The organism is Pseudomonas fluorescens (genome assembly GCF_001307275.1).
GTDB classification, from domain to species: Bacteria; Pseudomonadota; Gammaproteobacteria; order Pseudomonadales; family Pseudomonadaceae; genus Aquipseudomonas; species Aquipseudomonas fluorescens_AA.
Map to the genome: position 1 here is coordinate 2290962 of NZ_CP012831.1, position 24599 is coordinate 2315560.

The 24599-nt window shown below is 61.7% G+C and carries 21 protein-coding genes; 16 read left to right on the top strand and 5 right to left on the bottom strand.

The features are described from left to right. Positions 1-24: 24 nt before the first annotated feature. A complete protein-coding gene (locus AO356_RS10170; protein ID WP_237140823.1) occupies positions 25-447 on the top strand; it encodes an ATP-dependent zinc protease in 423 nt (140 codons plus the stop codon). Further along, complete coding sequence (gene rimK, locus AO356_RS10175) at positions 444-1349, top strand: 30S ribosomal protein S6--L-glutamate ligase (RefSeq protein ID WP_003196697.1); 906 nt, start codon at positions 444-446, stop codon at positions 1347-1349. Before AO356_RS10170 ends, rimK begins: the two co-directional genes overlap by 4 nt. A gap of 185 nt (positions 1350-1534) precedes the next feature. On the opposite strand, the gene AO356_RS10180 is transcribed toward rimK, so the two are convergent. Both AO356_RS10180 and ompR read right to left on the bottom strand, forming a co-directional pair. Next, positions 1535-2848: an ATP-binding protein gene (locus AO356_RS10180; RefSeq protein ID WP_060739672.1), complete on the bottom strand. Its 1314-nt coding sequence runs from the start codon at positions 2846-2848 to the stop codon at positions 1535-1537. Between the two features lie 114 nt (positions 2849-2962). Further along, positions 2963-3703 (bottom strand): two-component system response regulator OmpR, encoded by a 741-nt coding sequence (gene ompR / locus AO356_RS10185; protein WP_003196691.1) that lies wholly within the window; start codon positions 3701-3703, stop codon positions 2963-2965. Between the two features lie 356 nt (positions 3704-4059). On the opposite strand from ompR, the gene AO356_RS10190 reads away from it, so the two are divergent. The 7 genes from AO356_RS10190 to tauD all read left to right on the top strand — a co-directional run bounded on the left by AO356_RS10190 (position 4060) and on the right by tauD (position 12390). Beyond that, the gene (locus AO356_RS10190; protein ID WP_060739673.1) at positions 4060-6384 is read left to right on the top strand and encodes a Tex family protein; all 2325 of its coding nucleotides are present in this window, start codon (positions 4060-4062) and stop codon (positions 6382-6384) included. Continuing rightward, a complete protein-coding gene (locus AO356_RS10195) occupies positions 6384-6767 on the top strand; it encodes a PaaI family thioesterase (protein ID WP_060739674.1) in 384 nt (127 codons plus the stop codon). Before AO356_RS10190 ends, AO356_RS10195 begins: the two co-directional genes overlap by 1 nt. Positions 6768-7036: 269 nt before the next feature. Further along, positions 7037-8620, top strand: a complete 1584-nt coding sequence (gshA, locus tag AO356_RS10200; RefSeq protein WP_060739675.1) for a glutamate--cysteine ligase — start codon at positions 7037-7039, stop codon at positions 8618-8620. A gap of 249 nt (positions 8621-8869) precedes the next feature. Further along, positions 8870-9847, top strand: a complete 978-nt coding sequence (tauA, locus tag AO356_RS10205) for a taurine ABC transporter substrate-binding protein (protein ID WP_060739676.1) — start codon at positions 8870-8872, stop codon at positions 9845-9847. A gap of 20 nt (positions 9848-9867) precedes the next feature. Next, positions 9868-10662, top strand: a complete 795-nt coding sequence (gene tauB, locus AO356_RS10210; RefSeq protein WP_060739677.1) for a taurine ABC transporter ATP-binding subunit — start codon at positions 9868-9870, stop codon at positions 10660-10662. Continuing rightward, the gene (gene tauC, locus AO356_RS10215; RefSeq protein WP_060739678.1) at positions 10659-11498 is read left to right on the top strand and encodes a taurine ABC transporter permease TauC; all 840 of its coding nucleotides are present in this window, start codon (positions 10659-10661) and stop codon (positions 11496-11498) included. The genes tauB and tauC overlap by 4 nt, the downstream gene beginning before the upstream one ends. 49 nt (positions 11499-11547) lie before the next feature. Next, on the top strand, positions 11548-12390 hold the full coding sequence (tauD, locus tag AO356_RS10220; RefSeq protein WP_060739679.1) for a taurine dioxygenase: 843 nt from the start codon (positions 11548-11550) through the stop codon (positions 12388-12390). Positions 12391-12575: 185 nt separating this feature from the next. Here tauD and mgrA read toward each other — a convergent pair whose 3' ends face one another. Further along, positions 12576-13613 (bottom strand): L-glyceraldehyde 3-phosphate reductase, encoded by a 1038-nt coding sequence (mgrA, locus tag AO356_RS10225; RefSeq protein ID WP_060739680.1) that lies wholly within the window; start codon positions 13611-13613, stop codon positions 12576-12578. Positions 13614-13811: 198 nt separating this feature from the next. Then, positions 13812-14702 carry a LysR family transcriptional regulator gene (locus AO356_RS10230; RefSeq protein ID WP_060739681.1) on the bottom strand — a complete coding sequence of 297 codons (891 nt, stop codon included), beginning with the start codon at positions 14700-14702 and terminating at the stop codon, positions 13812-13814. A 130-nt stretch (positions 14703-14832) separates the two neighbouring features. On the opposite strand from AO356_RS10230, the gene AO356_RS10235 reads away from it, so the two are divergent. Beyond that, a complete protein-coding gene (locus AO356_RS10235) occupies positions 14833-15573 on the top strand; it encodes an SDR family oxidoreductase (protein WP_060739682.1) in 741 nt (246 codons plus the stop codon). A 152-nt stretch (positions 15574-15725) separates the two neighbouring features. On the opposite strand, the gene betT is transcribed toward AO356_RS10235, so the two are convergent. Next, complete coding sequence (betT, locus tag AO356_RS10240; protein ID WP_177431747.1) at positions 15726-17687, bottom strand: choline transporter BetT; 1962 nt, start codon at positions 17685-17687, stop codon at positions 15726-15728. Between the two features lie 507 nt (positions 17688-18194). On the opposite strand from betT, the gene AO356_RS10245 reads away from it, so the two are divergent. The 6 genes from AO356_RS10245 (at position 18195) to AO356_RS10270 (ending at position 24580) form a co-directional block, all read left to right on the top strand. Continuing rightward, positions 18195-19187, top strand: coding sequence for a D-cysteine desulfhydrase (locus tag AO356_RS10245; RefSeq protein WP_060739684.1), 993 nt, complete (start codon positions 18195-18197; stop codon positions 19185-19187). A 308-nt stretch (positions 19188-19495) separates the two neighbouring features. Further along, complete coding sequence (gene tcyJ / locus AO356_RS10250; protein WP_060739685.1) at positions 19496-20296, top strand: cystine ABC transporter substrate-binding protein; 801 nt, start codon at positions 19496-19498, stop codon at positions 20294-20296. Beyond that, on the top strand, positions 20296-20961 hold the full coding sequence (gene tcyL, locus AO356_RS10255; RefSeq protein ID WP_060739686.1) for a cystine ABC transporter permease: 666 nt from the start codon (positions 20296-20298) through the stop codon (positions 20959-20961). Before tcyJ ends, tcyL begins: the two co-directional genes overlap by 1 nt. A gap of 3 nt (positions 20962-20964) precedes the next feature. Next, entirely contained in the window at positions 20965-21726 is a 762-nt protein-coding gene (gene tcyN, locus AO356_RS10260) for an L-cystine ABC transporter ATP-binding protein TcyN (protein ID WP_060739687.1), read from the top strand. A gap of 507 nt (positions 21727-22233) precedes the next feature. Continuing rightward, positions 22234-23004, top strand: coding sequence for a hypothetical protein (locus AO356_RS10265; protein WP_060739688.1), 771 nt, complete (start codon positions 22234-22236; stop codon positions 23002-23004). Positions 23005-23338: 334 nt separating this feature from the next. Continuing rightward, positions 23339-24580, top strand: a complete 1242-nt coding sequence (locus tag AO356_RS10270) for an SfnB family sulfur acquisition oxidoreductase (protein ID WP_060739689.1) — start codon at positions 23339-23341, stop codon at positions 24578-24580. Positions 24581-24599 lie beyond the last annotated feature (19 nt).

The window sequence follows — 24599 nt, forward strand, 5'->3', positions numbered from 1 at the left end:
CGCGAGTGGGTGGCGCTCCCGGATCTGGGAGTCGTGGGCCTGCGGGCAAAAATCGACACCGGGGCCAGCACCTCCAGCCTGCATGCCACTGACATCGAGCCGTTCGAGCGCGATGGCGAAAAGTGGGTGCGCTTCACGGCGCACCTTGGCACGGTGGTGCAATTGCGCCATCGCCGCTGCGAAGCCCCGCTGGTGGCGCGCAAGACCATAAAGAGTTCCAACGGCCACGCTCAGGTCCGCTACGTGATCAGCACCACGTTGGCGCTGGGTGACCGGGTCTGGCGGGTCGAGTTCACCCTCGCCTGCCGCAAATCCATGCGATATCGCCTGTTACTGGGTTCCAAAGCCTTGATCGACGGCCAACTGGTGGTCAATCCGGGCACCAAATATGTTCAAGAAAAGCCGGCATTCCCGGTGTCCACTACCTCTGCCACAGGTGTTGCATGAAGATCGCTGTGCTGTCGCGTAATCCGCGTCTGTATTCCACTCGTCGCCTGGTTGAAGCCGGGACCGAACGTGGCCATGAAATGGTGGTGATCGATACCCTGCGCGCCTACATGAACATCGCCAGCCACAAGCCGCAGATCCACTACCGTGGCAAGCCGCTGGAAGGGTTCGACGCGGTGATCCCGCGCATCGGCGCATCGGTGACGTTCTATGGTTGCGCGGTGTTGCGCCAGTTCGAAATGATGGGGGTGTTTCCCCTCAACGAGTCCGTGGCCATCGCCCGTTCCCGGGACAAGCTGCGCTCGCTGCAATTGCTGTCACGGCGCGGGATCGGCCTGCCGGTCACCGGTTTTGCCCACTCGCCCGACGACATTCCCGACCTGATCGCGATGGTCAACGGCGCACCGCTGGTGATCAAGGTGCTGGAAGGCACCCAGGGCATCGGGGTGGTCCTGTGTGAAACCGCGACGGCGGCGGAGTCGGTGATCGAGGCATTCATGGGCCTGAAGCAGAACATCATGGTCCAGGAATACATCAAGGAAGCCGGTGGCGCCGACATTCGCTGCTTCGTGGTCGGCGACAAAGTGATTGCCTCGATGAAACGCCAGGCCAAGCCCGGTGAGTTCCGCTCCAACCTGCATCGCGGTGGTAGCGCCAGCCTGATCAAAATCACCCCGGAAGAGCGCATGACCGCCCTGCGGGCCGCAAAGGTCATGGGCCTGGCCGTGGCGGGCGTGGACATCCTGCGCTCCAACCACGGGCCACTGGTGATGGAGGTCAACTCCTCGCCGGGCCTGGAAGGCATCGAGACCACCACCAGCAAGAACGTGGCGGGGATCATCATCGAGCACCTGGAAAAAAATGGCGGGCCGAACATGACCCGGACCAAAGGAAAGGGCTGAGCCAACACAAAACCCTATGGGAGCGAGCCTTTGTGGGAGCCGAGCTTGTGTGGGAGCCGAGCTTGCTCGCGATAGTGGTGCGCCAGTCGAGATCAACTTTACTGATCCACCGCCATCGCGAGCAAGCTCGGCTCCCACAGGTCCTCTGGTTCCCACAGGTTCTCTGCCTTACTTGAGAGAGATGGCTACACCGCATCCCTTGGCAGCATCAACCCCAACGGCAACCGCACCCGAGCCTCCAGCCCGCCACCGGCGCGGTTGCGCAGCTCGACGTTGCCGCCGTGCATCGAGGCGATACGCTTGACGATGGCCAGGCCCAGCCCCGTGCCTTTCCCACCCCGGGCGCGATCGCCCCGGGTGAAGGGGTTGAAAATGGCTTCCAGCTCCGAGGGATCGATGCCGGCGCCACGGTCCATGACGCTCAGCACCACGTAAGGCGCGCTGGTGTCGCCGGAGACATAGGCCGCCACTTCGACGCCGGCGCCGGCATGGTTCAGGGCATTGCCGATCAGGTTGTTCAACAAACGCTTCATCGACACCCGGCGCAACGGGAACGGCTGAATCGGCTCCAGGCGCAGGTGCACTTTCTCGTCGTTCTGGTTATAGGGCGCGACCACTTCCCGCACCAACTCGCTGAGGTCCACCTCTTCCACGGACTCATCACGCCCGTCGCGTATGAACGCCAGGAACTGGTCGAGAATCGCGTCCATGTCCTCGATGTCGCGGACCATCTCATCGGTCAGGTCGGTGTGCTCGCCCATCAATTCCAGCGACAACCGCAGCCGGGTCAAGGGCGTGCGCAGGTCGTGGGAGACGCCCGCCAGCATCAGCTCGCGTTCGCGCCCGGCCTGTTCCACATCCTCGGCCATCTGGTTGAAGGCGCGGTAGACCTCGGTCATCTCGCTGGGCGTATCGCTGATGGGCAGCCGCACGCTGCGACCCTGGCCCAGTTGGCGGGCGGCGTAGACCAGGCGCTTCAACGGTTGGTTGAGCTGGCTGACGAAGATCCACGCCGATGCCGTCGATAGCAGGCCGATGGCGAGGAACCAGCCGAGCACGTTCCAGATTTTCTGGCCGCGCAACGGATGCGGATACAACGGCACTTTCAGCCAGCCATCCCCCAGGCTTGGAGCCCGCACCCAAAGCGCCGGCGGCGAATGCATGCGCAATCGCACCTCGGTATCGGCGCCCAGTTCGGCTTGCATCTGGCGTTGATAGATCTCGCTGTAGGGCCAATGCTGCTCGCCCTCCGGCACGCCGGCACCGACGACACGGATCAGCGTCGCCGCCTCGGCAATTTTCGCCCGGTTGGTTTCGTCCGCCGCCCAATAGGCCCGCAGGGTCAAGGCAACGCCGTGGCTGTACTGTCGGTCCACGAGCACGTCTTCGTTCATCAGCAGGTACACCAACGTCAGTGCCTTGGAAAAGAGCACGACGATCAGCACCAGCCAGAGGGTGCGGGAGAAGAAACTCTGGGGGAACCAAACGGGGGTTTTCATGAATAACCGCTACACACTTGCAGGAGCGAGCGATGCTCGCACAATGACAGACCGCGAGTCGCCTGGAAGAAGACATTTCAACCGGCCAGGCCACCCGCTCCTACAAATCGCCGATCACTTGCTGGCGGCGCCATCCGGCACGAACACATAACCCACGCCCCAGACGGTCTGGATATACCGCGGCTTGGAAGGATCAGGCTCGATCATCCGGCGCAGGCGGGAAATCTGTACGTCGATGGAGCGCTCCAGCGCATCCCATTCACGACCGCGGGCCAGGTTCATCAGCTTGTCGCGGGTCAGCGGCTGGCGAGCGTTCATCACCAGGGCCTTGAGCACGGCGAACTCACCGGTGGTGAGCATGTGGACCTCATCACCGCGCTTGAGCTCACGGGTGGCCAGGGACAGTTCATAGTCGCCGAAGGTCACGCTTTCATCTTCGCTGCCCGGCGCGCCAGGCACCGGCGCCGACTGGCGACGCAGTACCGCCTTGACGCGGGCCATCAACTCGTCGGGATTGAACGGCTTGGCCAGGTAATCGTCGGCGCCCAGTTCCAGGCCCTTGATACGGCTCAACTCGTCGCCCTTGGCGGTGAGCATGATGATCGGGATCTGGTTGTTGGCGCCGCGCAGGCGGCGGCAGGCGGTCAGGCCGTCTTCACCGGGCAGCATCAGGTCGAGTACGACCAGGTTGAACACTTCACGGGCCAGCAACCGATCCATTTGCTCGGTGTTCGGTACGGTGCGGGCACGGTAGCCCTTGCTGACGAAAAAGCGTTCCAGCAGGCTGCTCAGCCCTGGATCGTCGTCAACAATAAGAATTTTTTCGCCTTCAGCAGTTTGTGCAGTGCTGCTCATAGGAAGCTCCTTTGATCTCGGCGCGCATTATGGCCTAGCTGCCGTTATACGCACCGTGTGCATTGTTAGCAGATTTTTCCTCTATCTCCACAAATCCGGGTATCAAGCCTACAGACCATGTCCCCCCCTCAGGACGGAACGCTGGTTATAATGCGCGGCCTTTTGTGCCAGGGAATGCCGGATCGTGATCCCGGCGTGCCATTTTTTCAGCCTTGGCAAGGCAACTTTTTGAATTTCGCGGGTCAACAGGCAGCCTTTTGACCCAGGCAGCGGCGCATGCCAGGCCGCTCAACCAGTCTCGCCGAGCCCGGTTTCTGTGGTGGCGAGCCTGATTTCACAATTTGTCAGGTGGTTTTATGGACAGCATCAACAGCCGCATCGCCGAGGAACTCGGTGTACGCCCACAACAGGTCGAAGCGGCCGTCGCGCTACTCGATGAAGGTTCCACGGTGCCGTTCATCGCCCGTTACCGGAAAGAAGTGACCGGCAGCCTCGATGACACCCAACTCCGGCATCTGGAAGAGCGCCTGCGCTACCTGCGAGAACTCGACGAACGGCGCATCAGCATCCTGGCCAGCATCCAGGAGCAGGGCAAGCTGACCCCGCAACTCGAGCGCGACATCAAGCTGGCCGACACCAAGACTCGTCTCGAAGACTTGTACCTGCCCTACAAGCAAAAGCGCCGCACCAAGGGCCAGATCGCCCTGGAAGCCGGCCTCGGCGAGCTGGCCGACGGCCTGTTCAACGACCCGACCCTGGCCCCGGAAACCGAAGCTGCGCGCTTCGTCGATGCCGAAAAAGGCGTGGCGGACGTGAAAGCCGCGCTGGAAGGCGCCAAGTACATCCTCATGGAGCGTTTCGCCGAAGACGCCAATCTGTTGGAAAAACTGCGCAACTTCCTCAAACAGGAAGCCATCCTCAGCGCCCGGGTCATCGTGGGCAAGGAAGAGGAAGGCGCGAAGTTCCGCGATTACTTCGAACACGACGAACCGCTCAAGAGCATGCCGTCCCACCGCGCCCTGGCGATTTTCCGGGGTCGCAACGAAGGCATCCTCAGCTCCGCCCTGAAGGTCGGTGAAGAATTGCCGGGCACCATGCACCCGTGCGAAGGCATGATCGGCCAGCAGTTCGGCATCCAGAACCAGAACCGCGCCGCCGACAAATGGCTGGCCGAAGTGGTGCGCTGGACCTGGAAGGTCAAGCTCTACACCCACCTGGAAACCGACCTGCTGGGCGAGTTGCGCGACAACGCCGAGACCGAGGCGATCAACGTGTTCGCCCACAACCTGCACGACCTGCTGCTGGCCGCACCGGCCGGCCCCCGTGCCACCCTGGGCCTGGACCCGGGCCTGCGCACCGGTTGCAAGGTGGCGGTGGTGGACTCCACCGGCAAGCTGCTGGATCACGCCACGGTCTACCCGCACGTGCCGCACAACAAGTGGGACCAGACCCTCGCCGTGCTCGCCGCCCTGTGCGCCAAGCATTCGGTGGACCTGATCGCCATCGGCAACGGCACCGCCAGCCGCGAGACCGACAAACTGGCCGCCGAACTGATCAAGAAATACCCAGCCATGAAAATGACCAAGGTCATGGTCTCCGAGGCCGGCGCTTCGGTTTACTCGGCGTCGGAACTGGCTTCCAAGGAATTCCCCGACCTGGATGTGTCGATCCGTGGCGCGGTGTCCATCGCCCGTCGCCTGCAGGATCCACTGGCGGAGCTGGTGAAGATCGACCCCAAATCCATCGGTGTCGGCCAGTACCAGCACGACGTTTCCCAACTGAAACTGGCCCGTGGCCTGGACGCCGTGGTGGAAGATTGCGTGAACGCCGTGGGTGTGGACGTGAACACCGCTTCGGTGGCGCTGCTGGCGCGGATCTCCGGCCTGAACGCCACGCTGGCGCAGAACATCGTCACCCACCGTGACGAACATGGCGCGTTCAAGACCCGCGCCGCGTTGAAGAAAGTCCCACGCCTGGGTGAAAAAACCTTCGAACAGGCCGCCGGCTTCCTGCGGGTCATGAACGGCGACAACCCGCTGGATTCGTCGGCCGTCCACCCCGAAGCCTACCCGCTGGTGCAACGCATTGCCGCCCAGACTGACCGCGACATTCGTTCGCTGATCGGTGATGCCGCATTCCTCAAGCGCCTGGACCCGAAGAAATTCACCGACGAAACCTTCGGCCTGCCCACCGTCACCGACATCCTCCAGGAACTGGAAAAACCGGGCCGCGACCCGCGTCCCGAGTTCAAGACCGCCGAGTTCCAGGACGGCGTCGAAGACCTCAAGGACCTGCAACCGGGCATGATCCTCGAAGGCGTGGTGACCAACGTCACCAACTTCGGTGCCTTTGTCGACATCGGCGTGCACCAGGACGGCCTGGTGCACATTTCGGCGTTGTCCGAGAAGTTCATCAAGGACCCGCGCGAAGCGGTGAAGGCTGGCGATGTGGTGAAAGTGAAGGTCATGGAAGTCGACATCCCGCGCAAACGCGTCGGCCTGTCGATGCGCATGAGCGACACACCGGGCGAGAAAGTCGACGGTGCCCGTGGTGCTCGCCCTGGCTCGACCCCGCGTCAGTCGCAGAACACCGCGCCGCGCAAGGAAACCGCCACCGCGGCCCCGGCGAACAACGCCATGGCCTCGCTGTTCGCCAACGCCAAGCAGTTGAAGAAGCGCTGATGGACGTGCCGGCCGGGTTGGTGGAAAGCGCCTTTTTCAAGCTGCTCGGCTGCCGCTTGCAGAGCCTGGGGGACGGGGTGGCGCAAGTCGCCCTGGGCCTTGAGCCGCCGTTGCGCAACCGCGGCGGCAAGCTGCACGGCGGCGCACTGTTCAGCCTGGTGGACATCGCCATGGGCCTGGCCTGCTCCAGTGTCCATGGCTTTGACCAGCAAAGCGCGACCATCGAATGCAAGATCAACTACATTCGCGCTGTGTCCGACGGCGAAGTGCTGTGCACTGCCCGGGTCATCCACCCGGGCCGGCGCACGCTGGTGGTCGAGGCCGAGGTGATGCAAGGCGACAAACTGGTCGCAAAAGCGCAAGGCACGTTCGCTGTCCTATAGCTCCCTGTTATCGATTTGAGTTAATTTCGACGCCATGAATGCAGTGTCGGGCTTTCCTGTGGGAGCGAGCTTGCTCGCGATAACGGAGGGTCAGTCAAGATCAACGTTGCTGATCCACCGCCATCGCGAGCAAGCTCGCTCCCACAGTGGGGTTGCGGTGGCTAGCTTTTGGCACGAAAACCAGGCGAAAACGCCAGTTTTAACTTCACCCTTGTAGACCGTCTTGCCCACCCCCATATTGGGGCGACTGACGCGTGAAGGAATTCAACTTGAGCGACCTTTTAAACCGCCGCCTGGCCTTGCTCGGCGAGCGCGCCAACCTCTCCCTGCTCGAACAGTGCCTGCACGGCATCGAGCGTGAATGCCTGCGTGTCACGGACGATGGGCGCCTGGCGCAGACTCCGCACCCCAAGGCCCTGGGTTCGGCGCTGACCAACGAACAGATCACTACCGACTATTCCGAGTCGCTGCTGGAGTTCATCACGCCGGCCCTGGCCAACCCGGCCGATACCTTGCGCAGCCTCGACAAGATCCACCGGTTTGCCTACAGCAAACTGGGTGACGAGTACTTGTGGAGCCCGTCGATGCCGTGCCCACTGCCGGCCGAAGAAGAGATTCCGATCGCCTACTACGGCACCTCGAATATCGGCCAGCTCAAGTACGTCTATCGCAAGGGCCTGGCCCTGCGCTACGGCAAGACCATGCAATGCATCGCCGGGATCCACTACAACTTTTCCCTGCCGGAAAAGCTCTGGCCGCTGCTCCGTCAGAACGAAGCCGCCGAGGTGAGCGACCGGGACTTCCAATCGTCAGCCTACATCGCGCTGATCCGTAATTTCCGCCGCTACAGCTGGTTGCTGATGTACCTGTTCGGTGCCTCGCCGGCCCTGGACGTCGGTTTCCTGCGGGGCCGTCCGCACCAGTTGGAACAACTGGACCCGGACACCTTGTACCTGCCCTACGCCACCAGCCTGCGCATGAGCGACCTGGGTTACCAGAGCAACGCCCAGGCCGGCCTCACGCCATGCTACAACGACCTGGCGAGCTACACCGACAGCCTGCGCAAAGCGGTGGCGACGCCCTACGCGCCGTACGTCGAAGTCGGCACTCACCAGAACGGCGAGTGGGTGCAGCTCAATACCAACATCTTGCAGATCGAAAACGAGTACTACTCCAACATCCGTCCCAAGCGCGTGACCTACACCGGCGAGCGACCGATCCAGGCCTTGATGGCCCGGGGGATCCAGTACGTCGAAGTGCGCTGCCTGGACATCAACCCGTTCCTGCCGATGGGCATCGACCTCACCGAAGCGCGGTTCCTCGATGCGTTCCTGCTGTATTGCGGCCTCAATGACAGCCCGCAGCTGGAAAACAACGAATGCGGCAACGCCACGAGCAACTTCCTGACCGTGGTCAAGGAAGGTCGCAAGCCAGGCCTGCAATTGCAGCGCCAGGGTCAAGCGGTGGACATGCAGGCCTGGGCCGTGGAATTGCTGGAAAAAATCGCTCCGCTGGCCGCGCTGCTCGACCAGAGCCAGGGTGGCGATGCCCATCGCCAGGCACTGGACGCGCAATTGGCGAAAGTCCGTGATCCGTCCCTGACGCCTTCCGCCCAGGTGCTGGCCGCCATGGCCGAACACCAGGAAAGCTTCGCCCAATTCTCCCTGCGCCAAAGCAAGGCCCACGCCGAATTCTTCCGCGCCGAGCCGTTGCCTGCCCAGGAACAAGCGACATTCGAAGAGACCGCACGCGAGTCGCTGGTCCAGCAAGCTGAGCTGGAACAGAACGAGGTGGGGGATTTCGATGTGTTCGTGGGTTCTTACCAGGCAAGCATCCTGGCGATCAGTAACTGATCAGCCCGCCTTGGCGGGGATACTCTTGTGGCGAGGGAGCTTGCTCCCGCTCGGCTGCGCAGCAGTCGTGAAATGGGGCCTGCTGCGCAGTCCAGCGGGAGCAAGCTCCCTCGCCACGGAGGCCTCAGTCATTTCCGGATGTTTTTTTCGCAAATAAGCTAATTCGAAAAAGTTATTTATTTTTGAATTCTTAGATCATTTAGTCTCCTCGAACGCCGAACGTCCGGCGGCCTGTTGAGGAGATTTTCCATGTCTTTGCGTTTCCCCCTTCGCCTTCTCGCGGCCGCCTCCCTGGCAGCCACGAGTCTTTTTGCCCAGGCAGCCGACCTGACCGTCGCTTACCAGACCACCGTCGACCCGGCCAAAGTCGCCCAGGCCGATGGCGCCTACGAAAAAGCCACCCAAGCCAAGATCGACTGGCGCAAGTTCGACAACGGTGCCGACGTCATCACCGCCATCGCTTCGGGCGATGTGCAGATCGGCTACCTCGGGTCCAGCCCGTTGACCGCGGCCATCACCCGCAAGGTCCCGGTGGAAACCTTCCTCATCGCCACCCAGATCGGCGCCGCCGAGGCCTTGGTGGTTCGTGACGGCTCCGGCATTAATTCCCCGCAAGACCTGATCGGCAAGAAGATCGCCGTGCCGTTCGTGTCCACCGGTCACTACAGCCTGCTCGCCGCGTTGAAGCACTGGAACATCGACCCGTCGAAAGTCACCGTGCTCAACCTGGCGCCACCGGCCATCATCGCCGCCTGGAAGCGTGGCGACATCGACGCCACCTACGTCTGGGACCCGGCCCTGGGTGTGGCCAAGGAAAACGGCAAGGTGCTGATCACCTCCGCGGAGCTGGCCAAGTTCGGCGCACCGACGTTCGACGCCTGGATCGTGCGCAAGGACTTCGCCCAGAAGCACCCTGAAATCGTCACCGCCTTCGCCAAAGTGACCCTGGACGCCTACGCCCAGTACCGCAAGGACCCACAAGCCTGGCTGGCCGATGCGTCCAACGTCGACAAACTGGTGAAGCTCTCCGGTGCCAAGGCCAGCGATATCCCGTTGTTACTGCAAGGCAACGTCTTTCCCCTGGCGGCCGATCAGGTCGTGAGCCTCGGCGCACCGACCACCCGAGCCATCACCGATACCGCGGCGTTCCTCAAGGAGCAAGGCAAAGTCGAAGCCGTGCTGCCGGACTACGCGCCTTACGTCAGCGCCAAATACATCACTCGCTGATCAAAAAAAGGAGACATGCGATGGCCTTGCTACAGCTGGAGCGCATCAGCGCACAGTACCCCGGCGCAGCGGAACCGGTGCTGGCGGATATTTCCCTGACCCTGGGGCCGAAGCAGTTGCTGGTTGCCCTCGGTCCATCCGGCAGTGGCAAGACATCGCTGTTGAACCTGATTGCCGGGTTCGTCGAGCCCAGCGCCGGGCAGATCACCCTCGACGGCACGCCGGTCAAGGGCCCGAGCGCCGAACGCGGCGTGGTGTTCCAGGACGATGCGCTGCTGCCGTGGCAAGACGTGCTGGCAAACGTTGGGTTCGGCCTGGAACTGGCCGGCGTCCCCAAGGAAAAACGCGAGGCTCGCGCCCGGGAAATGCTTGCCCTGGTGGACCTGGCCGGTTTCGAGCAACGCCGCGTCTGGCAGCTCTCCGGCGGCCAGAAACAACGCGTCGGCCTGGCCCGGGCGTTGGCGGCCGACCCGCGTGTGCTGTTGATGGACGAACCGTTCGGCGCGCTGGACGCCTTCACCCGCGAGCAGATGCAGGAACTGTTGCTGCAGGTCTGGCAGCGCACCGCCAAGCCGGTGTTCCTGATCACCCATGACATTGAAGAAGCCGTCTTCCTCGCCACGGACTTGATTCTGCTGGCACCGAACCCGGGGCAGATCGTCGAACGCCTGAGCCTGGATTTCGGCCAGCGCTACGGGGCCGGGGAATCGGCACGGTCGATCAAGTCCGACCCGCGCTTCATCGAAACCCGCGAGCATGTGCTCGCCAAAGTGTTTTCCCAACGCAGCGCCACTCGACCCCAGGAGCGCGCATGAGCAGCTACGAAATTCCCGCCGGGGTCCGTGACGCGACGACCCGGCCCGCGGCCAGCGGTTTGAGGCCCCACCTGAGTACGCGTTGGATCAGCGGCTTGACCCTGATCGCGTTGCTGGCAGCCTGGTGGGCCGTCACCGCCAGCGGCCTGATCGAACCGCTGTTCCTGCCCCCGCCCTCGGCCGTACTGCAAAAAGGCTGGCTGCTGGCGACCCACGGCTACATGGACTCCACCCTCTGGCAACACTTGGCCGCCAGCCTTGAACGCATCGGCCTGGGCCTGTTGTTCGCGGTGCTGACGGCGGTGCCGGTGGGCATCGCCATCGGCGCCAACCGCATCGCGCGCGGTGTGCTCGATCCGTTGATCGAGTTCTACCGGCCGATTCCACCGTTGGCGTACCTGCCATTGATCGTGATCTGGTGCGGCATTGGCGAGCTGTCGAAGGTGCTGCTGATCTACCTGGCGATCTTCGCCCCGATTGCCATTGCCACCGCCACCGGCGTGCGCACCGTCGACCGGGCCAAGCTGCGCGCGGCGCAATCGTTGGGCGCCACGCGGGCACAGTTGATTCGCCATGTAATCGTGCCCAGTGCCCTGCCGGACATTCTCACCGGCATCCGCATTGGCCTGGGCGTGGGCTGGTCGACACTGGTGGCCGCCGAACTGATCGCCGCCACCAGCGGCCTGGGGTTCATGGTGCAGTCAGCGGCGCAGTTCCTGGTCACCGATGTGGTGGTGCTGGGAATCCTGGTGATCGCGCTGATTGCCTTCGCCATGGAAATGGGCCTGCGCGCCCTGCAACGCAAACTGGTGCCGTGGCACGGCCAGACCCATTGATACCCAATGACCACGCCGACCATTCGGCGCCCAGACCGAGAACACAGCGATGAACCGCCCGACCATTACGCCTTTGAGCACCGCCCTCGGCGCGCAGATCGAAGGAATCGATATCCGCCAGCCGCTGAGCCTGGCCGACCGCGACACCCTCGAGCAGGCGCTGCTCGAACACCAGGTGCTGTTTTTCCGCGACCAGCCCATCGAACCGCCACAGCAGGCGCGTTTCGCCGGGTATTTTGGCGACCTGCACATTCATCCGATCTACCCCAACGTGCCGGAGCAGCCTGAAGTATTGGTGCTCGACACCGCCGTCACCGATGTCCGCGACAACGCCGTGTGGCACACCGACGTGACCTTTCTGCCGACACCAGCCCTCGGCGCGGTGCTCAGCGCCAAGCTGTTGCCGGCTGTGGGTGGCGATACATTGTGGGCCAGTGGTATCGCCGCCTATGAAGCCTTGTCGACACCGTTGAAACGCTTGCTGGAAGGCCTGACGGCGACCCACGATTTCACCCGGTCCTTTCCCTTGGAGCGCTTTGGCAACACCGCCGAAGACCTGGCGCGCTGGGAAGAGGCACGGCGGAAAAACCCGCCGCTGTCCCATCCGGTGATCCGCACCCATCCGGTGAGCGGGCGTCGTTCACTGTTCGTCAATGAAGGCTTCACGACACGGATCAACGAGCTGTCGGAAAGCGAAAGCGAGGCGATCCTGAAACTGCTGTTCGCCCACGCCACCCGCCCGGAGTTCACCCTGCGCTGGCGCTGGCAGGTCAACGACGTGGCGTTTTGGGATAACCGTGTGACCCAGCATTTCGCCGTGGACGACTACCGCCCGGCCCGGCGGGTGATGCACCGGGCGACGGTGTTGGGGGATGTGCCGTTTTTTCGCTGAACCCACCACTCACTTGTGGCGAGGGAGCTTGCTCCCGCTCGACTGCGCTGTAGGAGCTGCCGAAGGCTGCGATCTTTTGATCTTTCGCTTGAGACTCAAGCATCGGCGGAAAGATCGCAGCCTCGCTTCGCTCGACAGCTCCTACAGCCCAGCGGGAGCAAGCTCCCTCGCCACAGGGGGTTGTGTTACTCAGCTGACGAAGGCTTTTCCCAAAGATTGATCCCGCCTTCCTGGGCAAACCGGTCGATCTCGGCCAGCTCTTCGGCGCTGAAGTTCAGGTTCTGCAAGGCTCCGACGTTCTCGATGATCTGCTCCGGCCGGCTGGCGCCGATCAGGGCGGAGGTGACCCGGGGATCGCGCAAGGTCCAGGCCAGGGCCATTTGCGCCAGGCTCTGGCCACGACGCTGGGCGATCTCATTGAGGGCGCGCACGTGGGCGAGGTTCTCCTGCGACAAGTGCGAAGCCTGCAACGAGCCACCCCCCGGACGATTCACCCGCGCATCGGCCGGAACGCCCTTGAGGTACTTGTCGGTCAGCAGCCCTTGGGCCAGTGGGGTGAAGGCAATCACACCGGTACCCAATTCGTCGGTGGCGTCCAGCAGGTCTTTTTCCACCCAGCGGTTGAGCAGGTTGTAGGCCGGCTGGTGGATCAGCAGCGGGACTTTCCATTCCTTGAGCAGCGCCGCCATTTCCCGGGTCTTCACCCCGGAATACGAGGAAATGCCGATGTACAACGCCTTGCCCTGCTGCACCGCAATGGCCAGTGCACTGGCGGTTTCTTCCAGTGGCGTATCGGGGTCGAAGCGGTGGGAATAGAAGATATCCACATAGTCCAGCCCCAGGCGTTGCAGGCTCTGGTCGAGGCTGGCCAGCACATATTTGCGCGAACCGCCGCCCTGGCCGTAAGGTCCCGGCCACATGTCCCAACCGGCCTTGCTGGAGATGATCAACTCATCGCGGTACTGCTGGAAATCTTCGCGCAGCAACCGGCCAAAATTGATCTCGGCGCTGCCGTAGGGCGGGCCGTAGTTGTTGGCCAGGTCGAAGTGGTTGATGCCCAGGTCGAACGCCGTGCGCAGCAAGGCACGCTGGGTGTCGATGGGCGTACTGTCGCCAAAGTTATGCCACAACCCCAGCGACAACGCCGGCAGCACCAACCCGCTGCGACCGACGCGGCGGTAAGGAATGGAATCGTAGCGATTTTGCGCAGCGGTGTAGGTCATCGAAAAGGCTCTCTGTTCGGACGGCGGGTGACAGACGCTAACATTTCACAGACGCCTCGGTCAGGCTGAAAGTTCGCAATAGGGTGGGAGCGAGCTTGCTCGCGATAGCGGTGGATCAGCCAACGAAAATATCGATTGGCAAAGGCCTCATCGCGAGCAAGCTCGCTCCCACAAGGCCAGCGATAACCACGGGCCCCACTAACGCGCCTGCGCAAACACCTCCGCCACCCAATCCACGAATACGCGAACCCGTGGCGACATGTGTCGGTTGTGGGGATAGAGCACCGACACCGGCATGGAAGGCGGCGGGTAGGCGGTGAGGACTTCCTGGATCATTCCCTGCCGGATCGGTTCTTCCATTCGGTAATGCGGGCATTGGATCAGGCCCATGCCGGCGATGGCCGAGGCGGCGTAGATCTCGGCGCCGGACACCGACAACGAGCCCCCGATCGGCACCTCATGGAGTTCGCCATCGACCATGAACTCGAACGGATAGAGTTTGGCGGTGGTCCGCGAGACGTAATTCACCGCCCTGTGATGCTTCAAGTCATCGAGGCTCTTCGGCTCGCCATACTGGCGCAGGTAACCGGGACTGGCACAGGTGATCTGCCGAAGATTGGCGACACGCCGGCCGATCAATGACGAATCCGCCAGCGTACCGGAGCGCAGCACGCAATCGACGCCCTCGGCAATCAGGTCGACGAAACGATCCGCCTCGCTGATGAACAGTTCTATTTCGGGGTAGCGGGCCATGAATTGCGGCAACGCCGGAATCACGAAGTACCGCGCCTGGGTGCCATGCAGGTCTACTCTGAGTTTGCCTTTGGGCGCCACGCCGCGAAACGCCAGTTCGGCCTCTTCAAGCTCCGCCAGCAATTGCACGCAGCGCGGGTAGTAGGCCTCGCCGTCGAGGGTCGGGCGCACCTTGCGGGTGCTGCGCTCCAGCAAACGAATGCCCAGCCAGGCTTCGAATTGATTGAGCGTATGGGTCAGCGTGGCCCGGGGCATATTCAAGTCTTCAGCGGCCAGGGTGAAGCTGCTGCGCTCGTATATGCGGACAAATACCCTCATCGCCTTGACCTGGTCCATCTGAACCCCGTGCCTTGATTGTTGGAAAATATTGAACAGTCAAGGCAACTCTCGAACATTTATCGCCAAGAGTAAACATGTGAATCTGGTTTCAACGAATCAAGACACTTCAACCTCAAAGGAATCTCACATGACTGTTCAAAACTCGAAAGTTGCCATCGTGACCGGCGCCTCCCGCGGCATCGGAGCAGAGATTGCCAAGCAATTGGCCAGCGAAGGTTTTGCCGTCGTCATCAATTACGCCAACAGCGCCACCGAAGCTTCGAAACTGGTGGTTCAACTGCGCCAGGCCGGCCACCAAGCCATAGCGGTCAAGGCAGACGTGTCCTCTTCCGCGGATGTGCGGCGGATGTTCGATGAAACCGAAGCGAAACTGGGCAAGGTCGATGTGTTGATCAACAACGCCGGCATCCTCCAGGTCATGCCCCTGGCGCAACACAGCGACGAGCTGTTCGAGCAGACGTTCGCCATCAACACCCGTGGCACCTTCAACACCTTGCGCGAAGCCGCGACCCGCCTGAACGACGGTGGCCGGATCGTGAATTTTTCCAGCAGCACCGTAGGCCTGAACCTGCCCGGCTACTCGGTGTACATCGCCAGCAAGGCGGCGGTGGAATCCCTGACCCAGGTATTCGCCAAGGAACTGCGCGGTCGGCAGATCACGGTCAATGCCGTGGCTCCCGGCCCGGTCGCCACCGAACTGTTCATGCACGGCAAGAGCGAAGAACAGGTGCAGCACTACGCCAAGATGCCGCCCCTGGAACGCCTCGGCCAGCCGCAGGACATTGCCAGCATCATCGCGTTCCTGGTGAGCCCGGCCGCTGGCTGGGTGAATGGGCAGGTCCTGCGGGCCAATGGCGGGCTTGTCTGAAGCTTCGCCCGGCGGCGTCCGCCAAACCGCTATCGTGAGCAAGCTCGCTCCCACAAGGGAGTCAGCGGCCCTCCAAGAAGGAATCACTTGCCCCTGTGGGAGCGAGCTTGCTCGCGATGAGGCCGGTAAAGATGGAAAACCTACGGCCTCGCTCAGCGCACCAAATGCAGGAACTGCAGGTGCCGCTCGTACTGGTCGAGGATGTCGTTGATGATTTGCTCCTTGGTGTAGCCCACCAGGTCGTAATCCTGGCTGCCTTCGCTCAAGTGCACCTCGGCACGGTAGTAGCGCCGGTTGTTGAGCTCCTTCGAGCCCATGCCACCGCGGGCGAAGGACGGCGTGAAGTAGCCGCGCATCTGCACCTGGTAGATGAACGGATGCTGCTCGCCGTGACCGATCTCCAGGCTGACGCTGTCGTTGGCCGGGTCGGGCTGGGTCACCACCGTCAGCCCCTTCTCGACGAACACCGCGGTCACCTCTTCAATGGCCGGGCGTACCGTGGTGTCGAGGAAACGGTACACCTCGTCACGGGAGGGGAAATGCACCGCCTGGCTCAAGCGCTGACGCCAGCCGCCCGTGCCCCGGCGCGATCCCGACACCGGCGCCAGGGAATGCAATTGCGCGATCTGCTTCTGGGACTCCAGGTAAAACGCCTTGTGCAGGCCCCACATCATCAACAGCAGAATCAGTGAGAACGGCAAGGACGTCAGCACCACCGCCGACTTCAAGGCATCGATGCTGCCGGAGAACAACAACGCACTGGTCACCAGGGCCGTCATCGCGCCCCAGAACACCCGCAGCCACTTCGGCCCATCCTCATCGGGATTGCCTCCCTTGGCGGACAGCGTCGAAAGCACCACGGTGCCCGAGTCAGCGGACGTGACGAAGAACACGAAGCTGATGAATACGGTGACCGCGATGACGGTCTTGCTCCACGGGTAGGTTTCCAGCAGCAGGTAAAGGCTCATCGACGGGTTTTCCAGGGCGGACATGCCCAGGGCACTCATGCCGTGGTTCAGCACTTGGTCGATGGCGCTGTTGCCGAAGATCGACATCCACGCCAGGGTGAAACCCAGGGGGATCAGCAGCACGCCAAACACGAATTCGCGGATGGTGCGGCCACGGGAAATCCGCGCGATGAACAGGCCCACGAACGGCGACCACGCGATCCACCAGGCCCAGTAGAACACCGTCCAGCCGCCCAGCCAGTCGCTGGGCTTGTTGTAGGCGTACAGGTCGAAACTTTTCATCGGCAAGGCGCCGAGGTAATCGCCGATGTTCTGGATCAACGTATTGAGCAAATGCTGGGTGGGCCCAGCGAACAGCACGAACAGCAACAACGCACAGGCCAGCAGCATGTTGATGTCGGACATGACCCGCACGCCCTTGTCGACACCGGCCACCGCGACGATGATCGCCGCGCCCATCATCAGCACGATCAAACCAACTTGAATCCACTGGGTGTGAGCAATGCCGAACAGGTAGTCGAGCCCGGAATTGAGGTGCAGCACACCGAAACCCATGTCCGCGCCGAGGCCGAACACCGTCGCGATAATGCCGAAACCGTCCACGGCGTAGCCGATGGGGCCATTGATGCGCTTGCCGATCAGCGGGTACAGCGCCGAACGCAGGGCCAGCGGCAAATTGTGCCGGTAGGCGAAATATGCCAAGGCCATGCCGACGAACGCAAAGACGCCCCAGCCGTGCAGGCCCCAATGCAAGAACAGGATCTGCATGGCCTGGCGCGCCGCCTCGGCGGTACCGGCCTGGCCTTGGGGCGGCTGCACCATATGGGTCAGCGGCTCGGAAACGCAGAAGAAAAACAGCGTGATGCTGATGCCGGCGGCAAACAGCATGCCGGCCCAGGACAGATAGCTGAATTCGGGCTCGTCGTGGTCGGCACCGAGCTTGATCTTGCCGTAGCCGGACAAGGCGGTGACCACCACGAAGACCAGATACAGCGTCATCGCGAGCATGTAGTACCAGCCGACCGTATTGGCCGCCCAGTTCTGCGCGGCCAGCAACCAGGCACCGGCCTGGGCGGGCATGGCAATCACCACCAGACCGAACAGCAGGATGAAGGTCGCGGCGAAGTAAAACACCGGCGGGTTCATGCGGACCAGGCCGCTGGGTGGCAGGGACGAAGCACTCATGGGCGAGGCACCCCGGGCAGCGAAACGGCGAGGGTCGAAAACGGACTCGGCAAAAGCAAGCCTCCTTATTGTGAGCGGGCAGCAAACCGACGGTTTAACTTGAATGAACGTTCAAGTTAAACATGAATAGGCAGCTAAGGACTAATCGCAGGGCTCAACGGCATGTTTCCTACGCTAGCCTACGGGAGGGTATGACGTTGCCTGGTGAGCATTCGTTCAGTGCCTAAGCCATATACACAGCCCCCTGTGGGAGCGAGCTTGCTCGCGATGGCGGTATGTCAGTCAATACAGAGGCCAACTGAACCACCGCTATCGCGAGCAAGCTCGCTCCCACAGGATTTGAGGTGTTCATAAATCATGTGTCACTCCCTGCCCGTCGCTGGTTTACTTCCAAACAAATGATTGCCGGTTGCCCACGAATATCCGCGTGCCTATAGTCCAGACATCGCCTACAACCAGTACGGACCCATGATCAAAGAACAGTTGTCTCGCTTTAACCGTCTCGACCTGCTCAGCCATCCGACACCGTTGGAAAAACTCGACCGCCTCTCCAACTGGCTCGGCCGGGACATCTACATCAAGCGCGACGACCTGACGCCCCTGGCCTTGGGCGGCAACAAACTGCGCAAGCTCGAATACCTGGCCGCCGATGCCATCGCCCAAGGCGCCGATACCCTCATCACCGCCGGGGCGATCCAGTCCAACCACGTACGCCAGACCGCCGCCCTGGCCGCGAAGCTGGGCCTGGGTTGCGTGGCCTTGCTGGAAAACCCCATCGGCACCGAAGACAGCAATTACCTGGGCAACGGCAACCGACTGCTGCTGGAGCTGTTCGACGCCAAGGTCGAGCTAGTGGAAAACCTGGACAACGCCGACGAGCAATTGCAGGCCCTCGCCGGACGCCTGCGCAGCAATGGGAAAAAGCCCTACCTGGTGCCGATTGGCGGTTCGAACGCCTTGGGCGCACTGGGGTATGTGCGCGCCGGCCTGGAACTGGCCGAGCAGATCAAGGACACCGGAATCGAGTTCGCTGCCGTGGTACTGGCCTCGGGCAGTGCCGGGACCCACAGCGGCCTGGCGCTGGCGTTGAGTGAAAGCCTGCCGGCGCTTCCGGTCATTGGCGTCACGGTTTCGCGCAGCGAGGAGGACCAGTTTCCGAAGGTCCAGGGCCTGGCCGAGCGCACGGCAGCGTTACTCGAAGTCGCCCTTCCGGAAGCGTTCAAAGTGATCCTGTGGGATGAATATTTTGCCCCCCGCTACGGCGAACCGAACGCCGGGACACTGGCGGCGGTCAAGCTGCTGGCCAGCCTGGAAGGCCTGTTGCTCGATCCGGTCTACACCGGCAAGGCCGTGGCCGGCCTGCTCGATGGCATTGGCCGCGACCGCTTCGACGAAGGCCCGATCATCTTCCTGCACACCGGCGGCGCACCGGCGTTGTTTGCCTATAACACCGTCTTCTGAAGATGTGGAAACCCTCAATGTGGGAGCGAGCTTGCTCGCGATGAGGGTGTGTCAGCTGATTGGAATTGGGCTGACCCACTGCTATCGCGAGCAAGCTCGCTCCCACAGGGGGTCATTCCAAACAGGCATATATGGTTGATTTAATATTATTTTCCAATCTATAAAAGCCAGCTTATAGTCTCGCCGCAGGCGTATTTGCCGCGAGACGCCCAGGTTGCTTTAAGGCAGGATGTGGCAATCTTTTCGGATCGCGGCTACGCCTTATCTCAGCCAAAATATCTCTTCATAAGAAAACACAGGGGCTTGTCATGAATTTTTCTGCATTACGTCGCAACCTGTTGGTCGGTTCGCTGGGCCTGGCATTGAGCGCCGGGCTGTTGGGGCAAGCGGTTGCCGGTGAGCAACTGCAAAAAATCAAGGATGCCGGTGAAATCAAGATCGGCCTGGAAGGCACTTATCCACCGTTCAGCTTCGTTGATGACAGCGGCAAGCTGACCGGCTTCGAAGTGGAATTCTCCGAAGCCCTGGCCAAGGAATTGGGTGTGAAGGTCAAGCTGCAGACGACCCCATGGGCCGGCATCCTCGCGGCGTTGGAATCCAAGCGTCTGGACGCAGTGGTCAACCAGGTGACCATCTCCGAGGAGCGTAAGAAAAAGTATGACTTCTCCGAGCCGTACACCGTTTCCGGGATTCAAGCGCTGGTACTGACCAAGAAAGCCGACGAGCTGAACATCAAGAAGGCCGCTGACCTGGACGGTAAGAAAGTCGGCGTGGGCTTGGGCACCAACTACGAACAGTGGGTAAAAGCTGAAGTACCGGGCGCCCAAGTCAAAACCTACGATGACGACCCAACCAAGTTCCAGGACCTGCGCGTCGGCCGTATCGATACCATCCTGATCGACCGTCTGGCCGCACTGGAATACGCCAAGAAAGCCAAGGACACCACCGTCACCAGCGAAGCCTTCTCCCGCCAGGAAGCCGGTATTGCCCTGCGCAAAGGCGAGCCCGAACTGCTGGCAGCCGTGAACAAGGCCATCGAGAAACTGCGCGCCGACGGTACGCTGAAGAAACTTTCGGAAAAATACTTCAGCGCTGACGTTACTCAATAATGGAAGCAGCTCTTCAACTCGCACTGGACTCCGCGCCCTTCCTGCTCAAGGGCGCGTATTACACGGTCATCCTCAGCCTGGGCGGCATGTTTTTCGGCTTGCTGCTGGGGTTCGGCCTGGCGCTGATGCGCCTGTCGCGCTTCAAACTGGTGAGCTGGATTGCCCGCATCTACGTGTCGTTCTTTCGCGGCACGCCGTTGCTGGTGCAGTTGTTCGTGATCTATTACGGGTTGCCGCAACTGGGCATCGAGCTGGATCCGCTGCCTGCGGCGCTGATCGGCTTCTCGCTGAACATGGCCGCCTATGCGTGTGAAATCCTGCGGGCCGCCATCAGTTCCATCGAGCGCGGCCAGTGGGAAGCGGCGGCGAGTATCGGCATGACCCGCGCCCAGACCCTGCGCCGGGCCATCCTGCCGCAAGCCGCACGCACGGCCCTGCCACCGTTGGGCAACAGCTTCATTTCCCTGGTCAAGGACACTGCGCTGGCGGCGACCATCCAGGTGCCGGAGCTGTTCCGCCAGGCGCAGTTGATCACCGCGCGAACCTTCGAAATCTTCACTATGTACCTTGCCGCCGCGCTGATCTATTGGGTTCTTGCCACCGTGCTCTCGCACCTGCAGAACGTCCTGGAAGCCCGGGTCAATCGGCATGACCAGGAGTCCTGACCCATGATTGTCGTGGAAAAACTGACAAAGCAGTTCAAGGGTCAGGTGGTGCTCAACGGCATCGACCTGAAGATCGAAGAAGGCGAAGTGGTTGCGATCATCGGCCCCAGCGGCTCGGGCAAGACGACCTTCCTGCGCTGCCTGAACTTCCTCGAAGAGCCTACCAGTGGCCGGATCAAGGTCGGCGACATCGAGATCGATGGCAGTCGTCCGCTGAACCAGCAACAAGGCCTGGTGCGCCGTTTGCGCCAGCAGGTGGGCTTCGTGTTCCAGAACTTCAACCTGTTTCCCCACCGCACCGCCTTGGAAAATGTCACCGAAGGCCCGCAAGTGGTGAAGAAAATTCCCCGCGCCGACGCCGAAGCCTTGGGGCGCAAGCTGTTGGCCAAGGTCGGGCTGGCCGGCAAGGAAAACGCCTACCCACGGCGCCTTTCCGGCGGCCAGCAACAGCGCGTGGCGATTGCCCGGGCGTTGGCGATGGAACCAGCGGTGATCCTGTTCGACGAGCCGACCTCGGCCCTCGATCCGGAGCTGGTAGGCGAGGTCCTGGCAACCATTCGCGGCCTGGCCGAAGAAAAGCGCACCATGGTCATCGTGACCCACGAAATGGGCTTCGCCCGGGACGTGGCCAACCGTGTGGTGTTTTTCGACAAAGGCGTGATCGTCGAACAAGGCGAAGCCAAGGCCTTGTTTGCGGCCCCCAAGGAAGAACGCACGCGACAGTTCCTCAGCAAGTTCCTCTCTGCCGGACACAGCGACCAGTAAATCCAGTGTTATCACTTCCAGGGATGGAAGTGAGGCCGCCGCACAACTAACACGACATCGCCGCTCTTTTATCCGAACGACACAACTTGCAATTTACACCCGACTAAAAGCCTCCGTTTTTATATAGGAAGTAACCTATATATAACTCTCGCAACATTTTCCCTCCACCCACCTCACAAACTTAGTTGTCAGGCGCGGCTTCTAGCCCTTTTCGAAAAAGCCGATGCGCCTAGGAAATTGGCCTGCCGCGCCGCGCATTCTTAACATGCACACGTAGGACGTTTCTGAAGCCTTTCACAACGAGTTATTAAGCAATCGGCTCTATTGACACTGAAACTGTAGAGCCCTTATCTAGTGCCCGACAGGCGACGCACCGTATTTTAGTTTGCGCAGTGACTAAGCGCAGACAGCCCCTATGACTACACCCATAACATATACATCGCGATGATCTATCGCCTTTTGATCTTCCCGAAACGGACTTAGTTTTCAAGCATCAAGGAGAACACCATGACATGTAAGTCGAAGAGTCCTGAACTGGCCGCCCCCACACTGGCCAATGCCCACCCTACTGGCATCAATATCACCAACGCCGCTCACCTGGAGGTGGCTATTGCGCCTTACCCCGGCATGGACACCGGTGACCTGATCGAACTGTTCTGGGACAACTGCTACGTCGGTTCGCGCGTGCTGTCCCAGGCCGACGTGCTGGGCAACATCACGATGCGGGTCCCGGAGAGCTTCATCGTCAACGGCACCTCGCGCATCCATTATCGGGTGATGCAGGTCGGACGCGGGCCGGCGCTGTCGGCCAAGCAACAGGTGCTGGTGAAGCTCGATTGCCCCGGCGGCCAACCGTTGGCCCTGAGCGGCGATGAAAACCAGGGCTTGGCGCCGGTGCGCATTCCCACCACCGTCCGGCGCCAAGGGGTGAACCCGAGCCAGATCAAGCGCGGCGTACCGCTGACCATCGAACCCTACCTGAACATGGCCGTCGGCGATGCCGTGACCCTGCGCTGGGGCGATGTGCGCATGGACCTGCCTGCACTCACCGCCAGCGAGGTCGGCCAGCCGATCAATATCTGGGTCCCGCCGCAGATCATCCTGGAGGCGGGAGAAGACCTGCGCCTGGAAGTGACCTACTGCATCCTCGACCGCGTGGGCAACAATTCCCACTGGGCACCGCCACGGACGTTGAAGATCGGTTGCGCCAATCCCTATCCGAAGAAGCCCTCGAAAGAGGCCCTCATGGCCGCTGAACCGCGACATCGAGCGCCTTGATACAAAGCGCTTTTGGTGGCGAGGGCGCTTGCTCCCGCTTGGGTGCGCAGCGCCCACCGGTAACAGAAGGGTTGCTGCGCAACCCAGCGGGAGCAAGCTCCCTCGCCACAGAGGACTCCTTCCAATTGAATCTAACCTATATATATTCCTAAAAGTTAGTTCAAAAATAATTTACACACGCTTAGGGTATATAAACCGGACCACCGGACATTCTAGATTTTTGCTCGCCGTCTTCATCGCGGCGTTTCTTGAGATGTGAGGTGGGTATGGAACGGAACACAATCGCCCCAGTGCAGTATGCCAAGGCACTGCCCGCAGCCACGGAGTGGCTGTAATGTCGGATTTGGCGCAAGCAAAGGTCCAGAGCGACCTGGACATCGCCCCCCTGCTGTTGCCCGCACAGGTGTTGCGCAACGATGCCGAGGCGATCAAAGCCGCCCATGAACTGGCACAGGTCGCCCGCCAGCAAGCCGCGCGTCGTGACCAGCAACGCAAGTTGCCTTGGGCGGAAATCGAGCAATTCACCCGCAGCGGACTGGGCAGCATCGCCGTTCCCCGGGCCTACGGCGGCCCGCAGGTTTCGTTCGTCACCCTGGCCGACGTATTCGCAATCATTTCCGCCGCCGACCCAGCCCTGGGCCAAATCCCCCAGAACCAGTTCGGCGTGCTCCAGCTGATTCTCGGTACCGGTACCGAACGGCAGAAAAAAATCCTGTTGCAGAGCGTGCTCGAAGGCTGGCGCATCGGCAATGCCGGGCCCGAACGTGGCACTCGCAACACCCTTGAACTCAAGGCGCGGATCACCGCCGACGGCGACGGCTTCGTCATCAATGGCCAGAAGTTCTACTCCACTGGCGCACTGTTCGCCCACTGGGTCGCGGTCAAGGCACTGAATGACGAGGGCCGGCAAGTGCTGGCGTTCGTGCGGCGCGGCACCCCGGGCCTGCGGATCGTTGACGATTGGTCGGGCTTCGGCCAACGCACCACAGCCAGCGGCACCGTACTGCTGAACAATGTGCGGGTGGATGCCGAGTTGGTCCTGGAGAACTGGCGCATCAACGAAACGCCCGGTGTACAAGGGGCGATTTCCCAACTGATCCAGGCCGCCATCGATGCGGGCATTGCTCGTGGCGCCATCGACGATGCCATCGCCTTCGTGCGCGAACGGGCCCGGCCCTGGATCGACGCCAAGGTCGAGCGGGCCAGTGATGACCTCTACGTGATCGCCGACATCGGCAAGCTGAAAATCGAGTTGCACGCCGCCGAAGCGTTGCTGCGCAAGGCTGGACAAGTCTTGGACCAAGTCAGTGCTGCTCCCATCACCGCGCAATCGTCCGCCCGCGCCTCGATTGCCGTGGCCGAAGCCAAGGCACTCACCACCGAGATCGCCCTGCAAGCCAGCGAAAAACTGTTCGAGCTGGCCGGCAGCCGCGCCACCCTCGCCGAATTCAATCTTGACCGCCACTGGCGCAACGCACGGGTCCATACCCTGCACGATCCGGTGCGCTGGAAGTATCACGCGATAGGCGCCTACCACCTGAACGGCACCTTGCCGGCCCGGCATTCCTGGATCTGACGACCCGACCTCTGGAGCA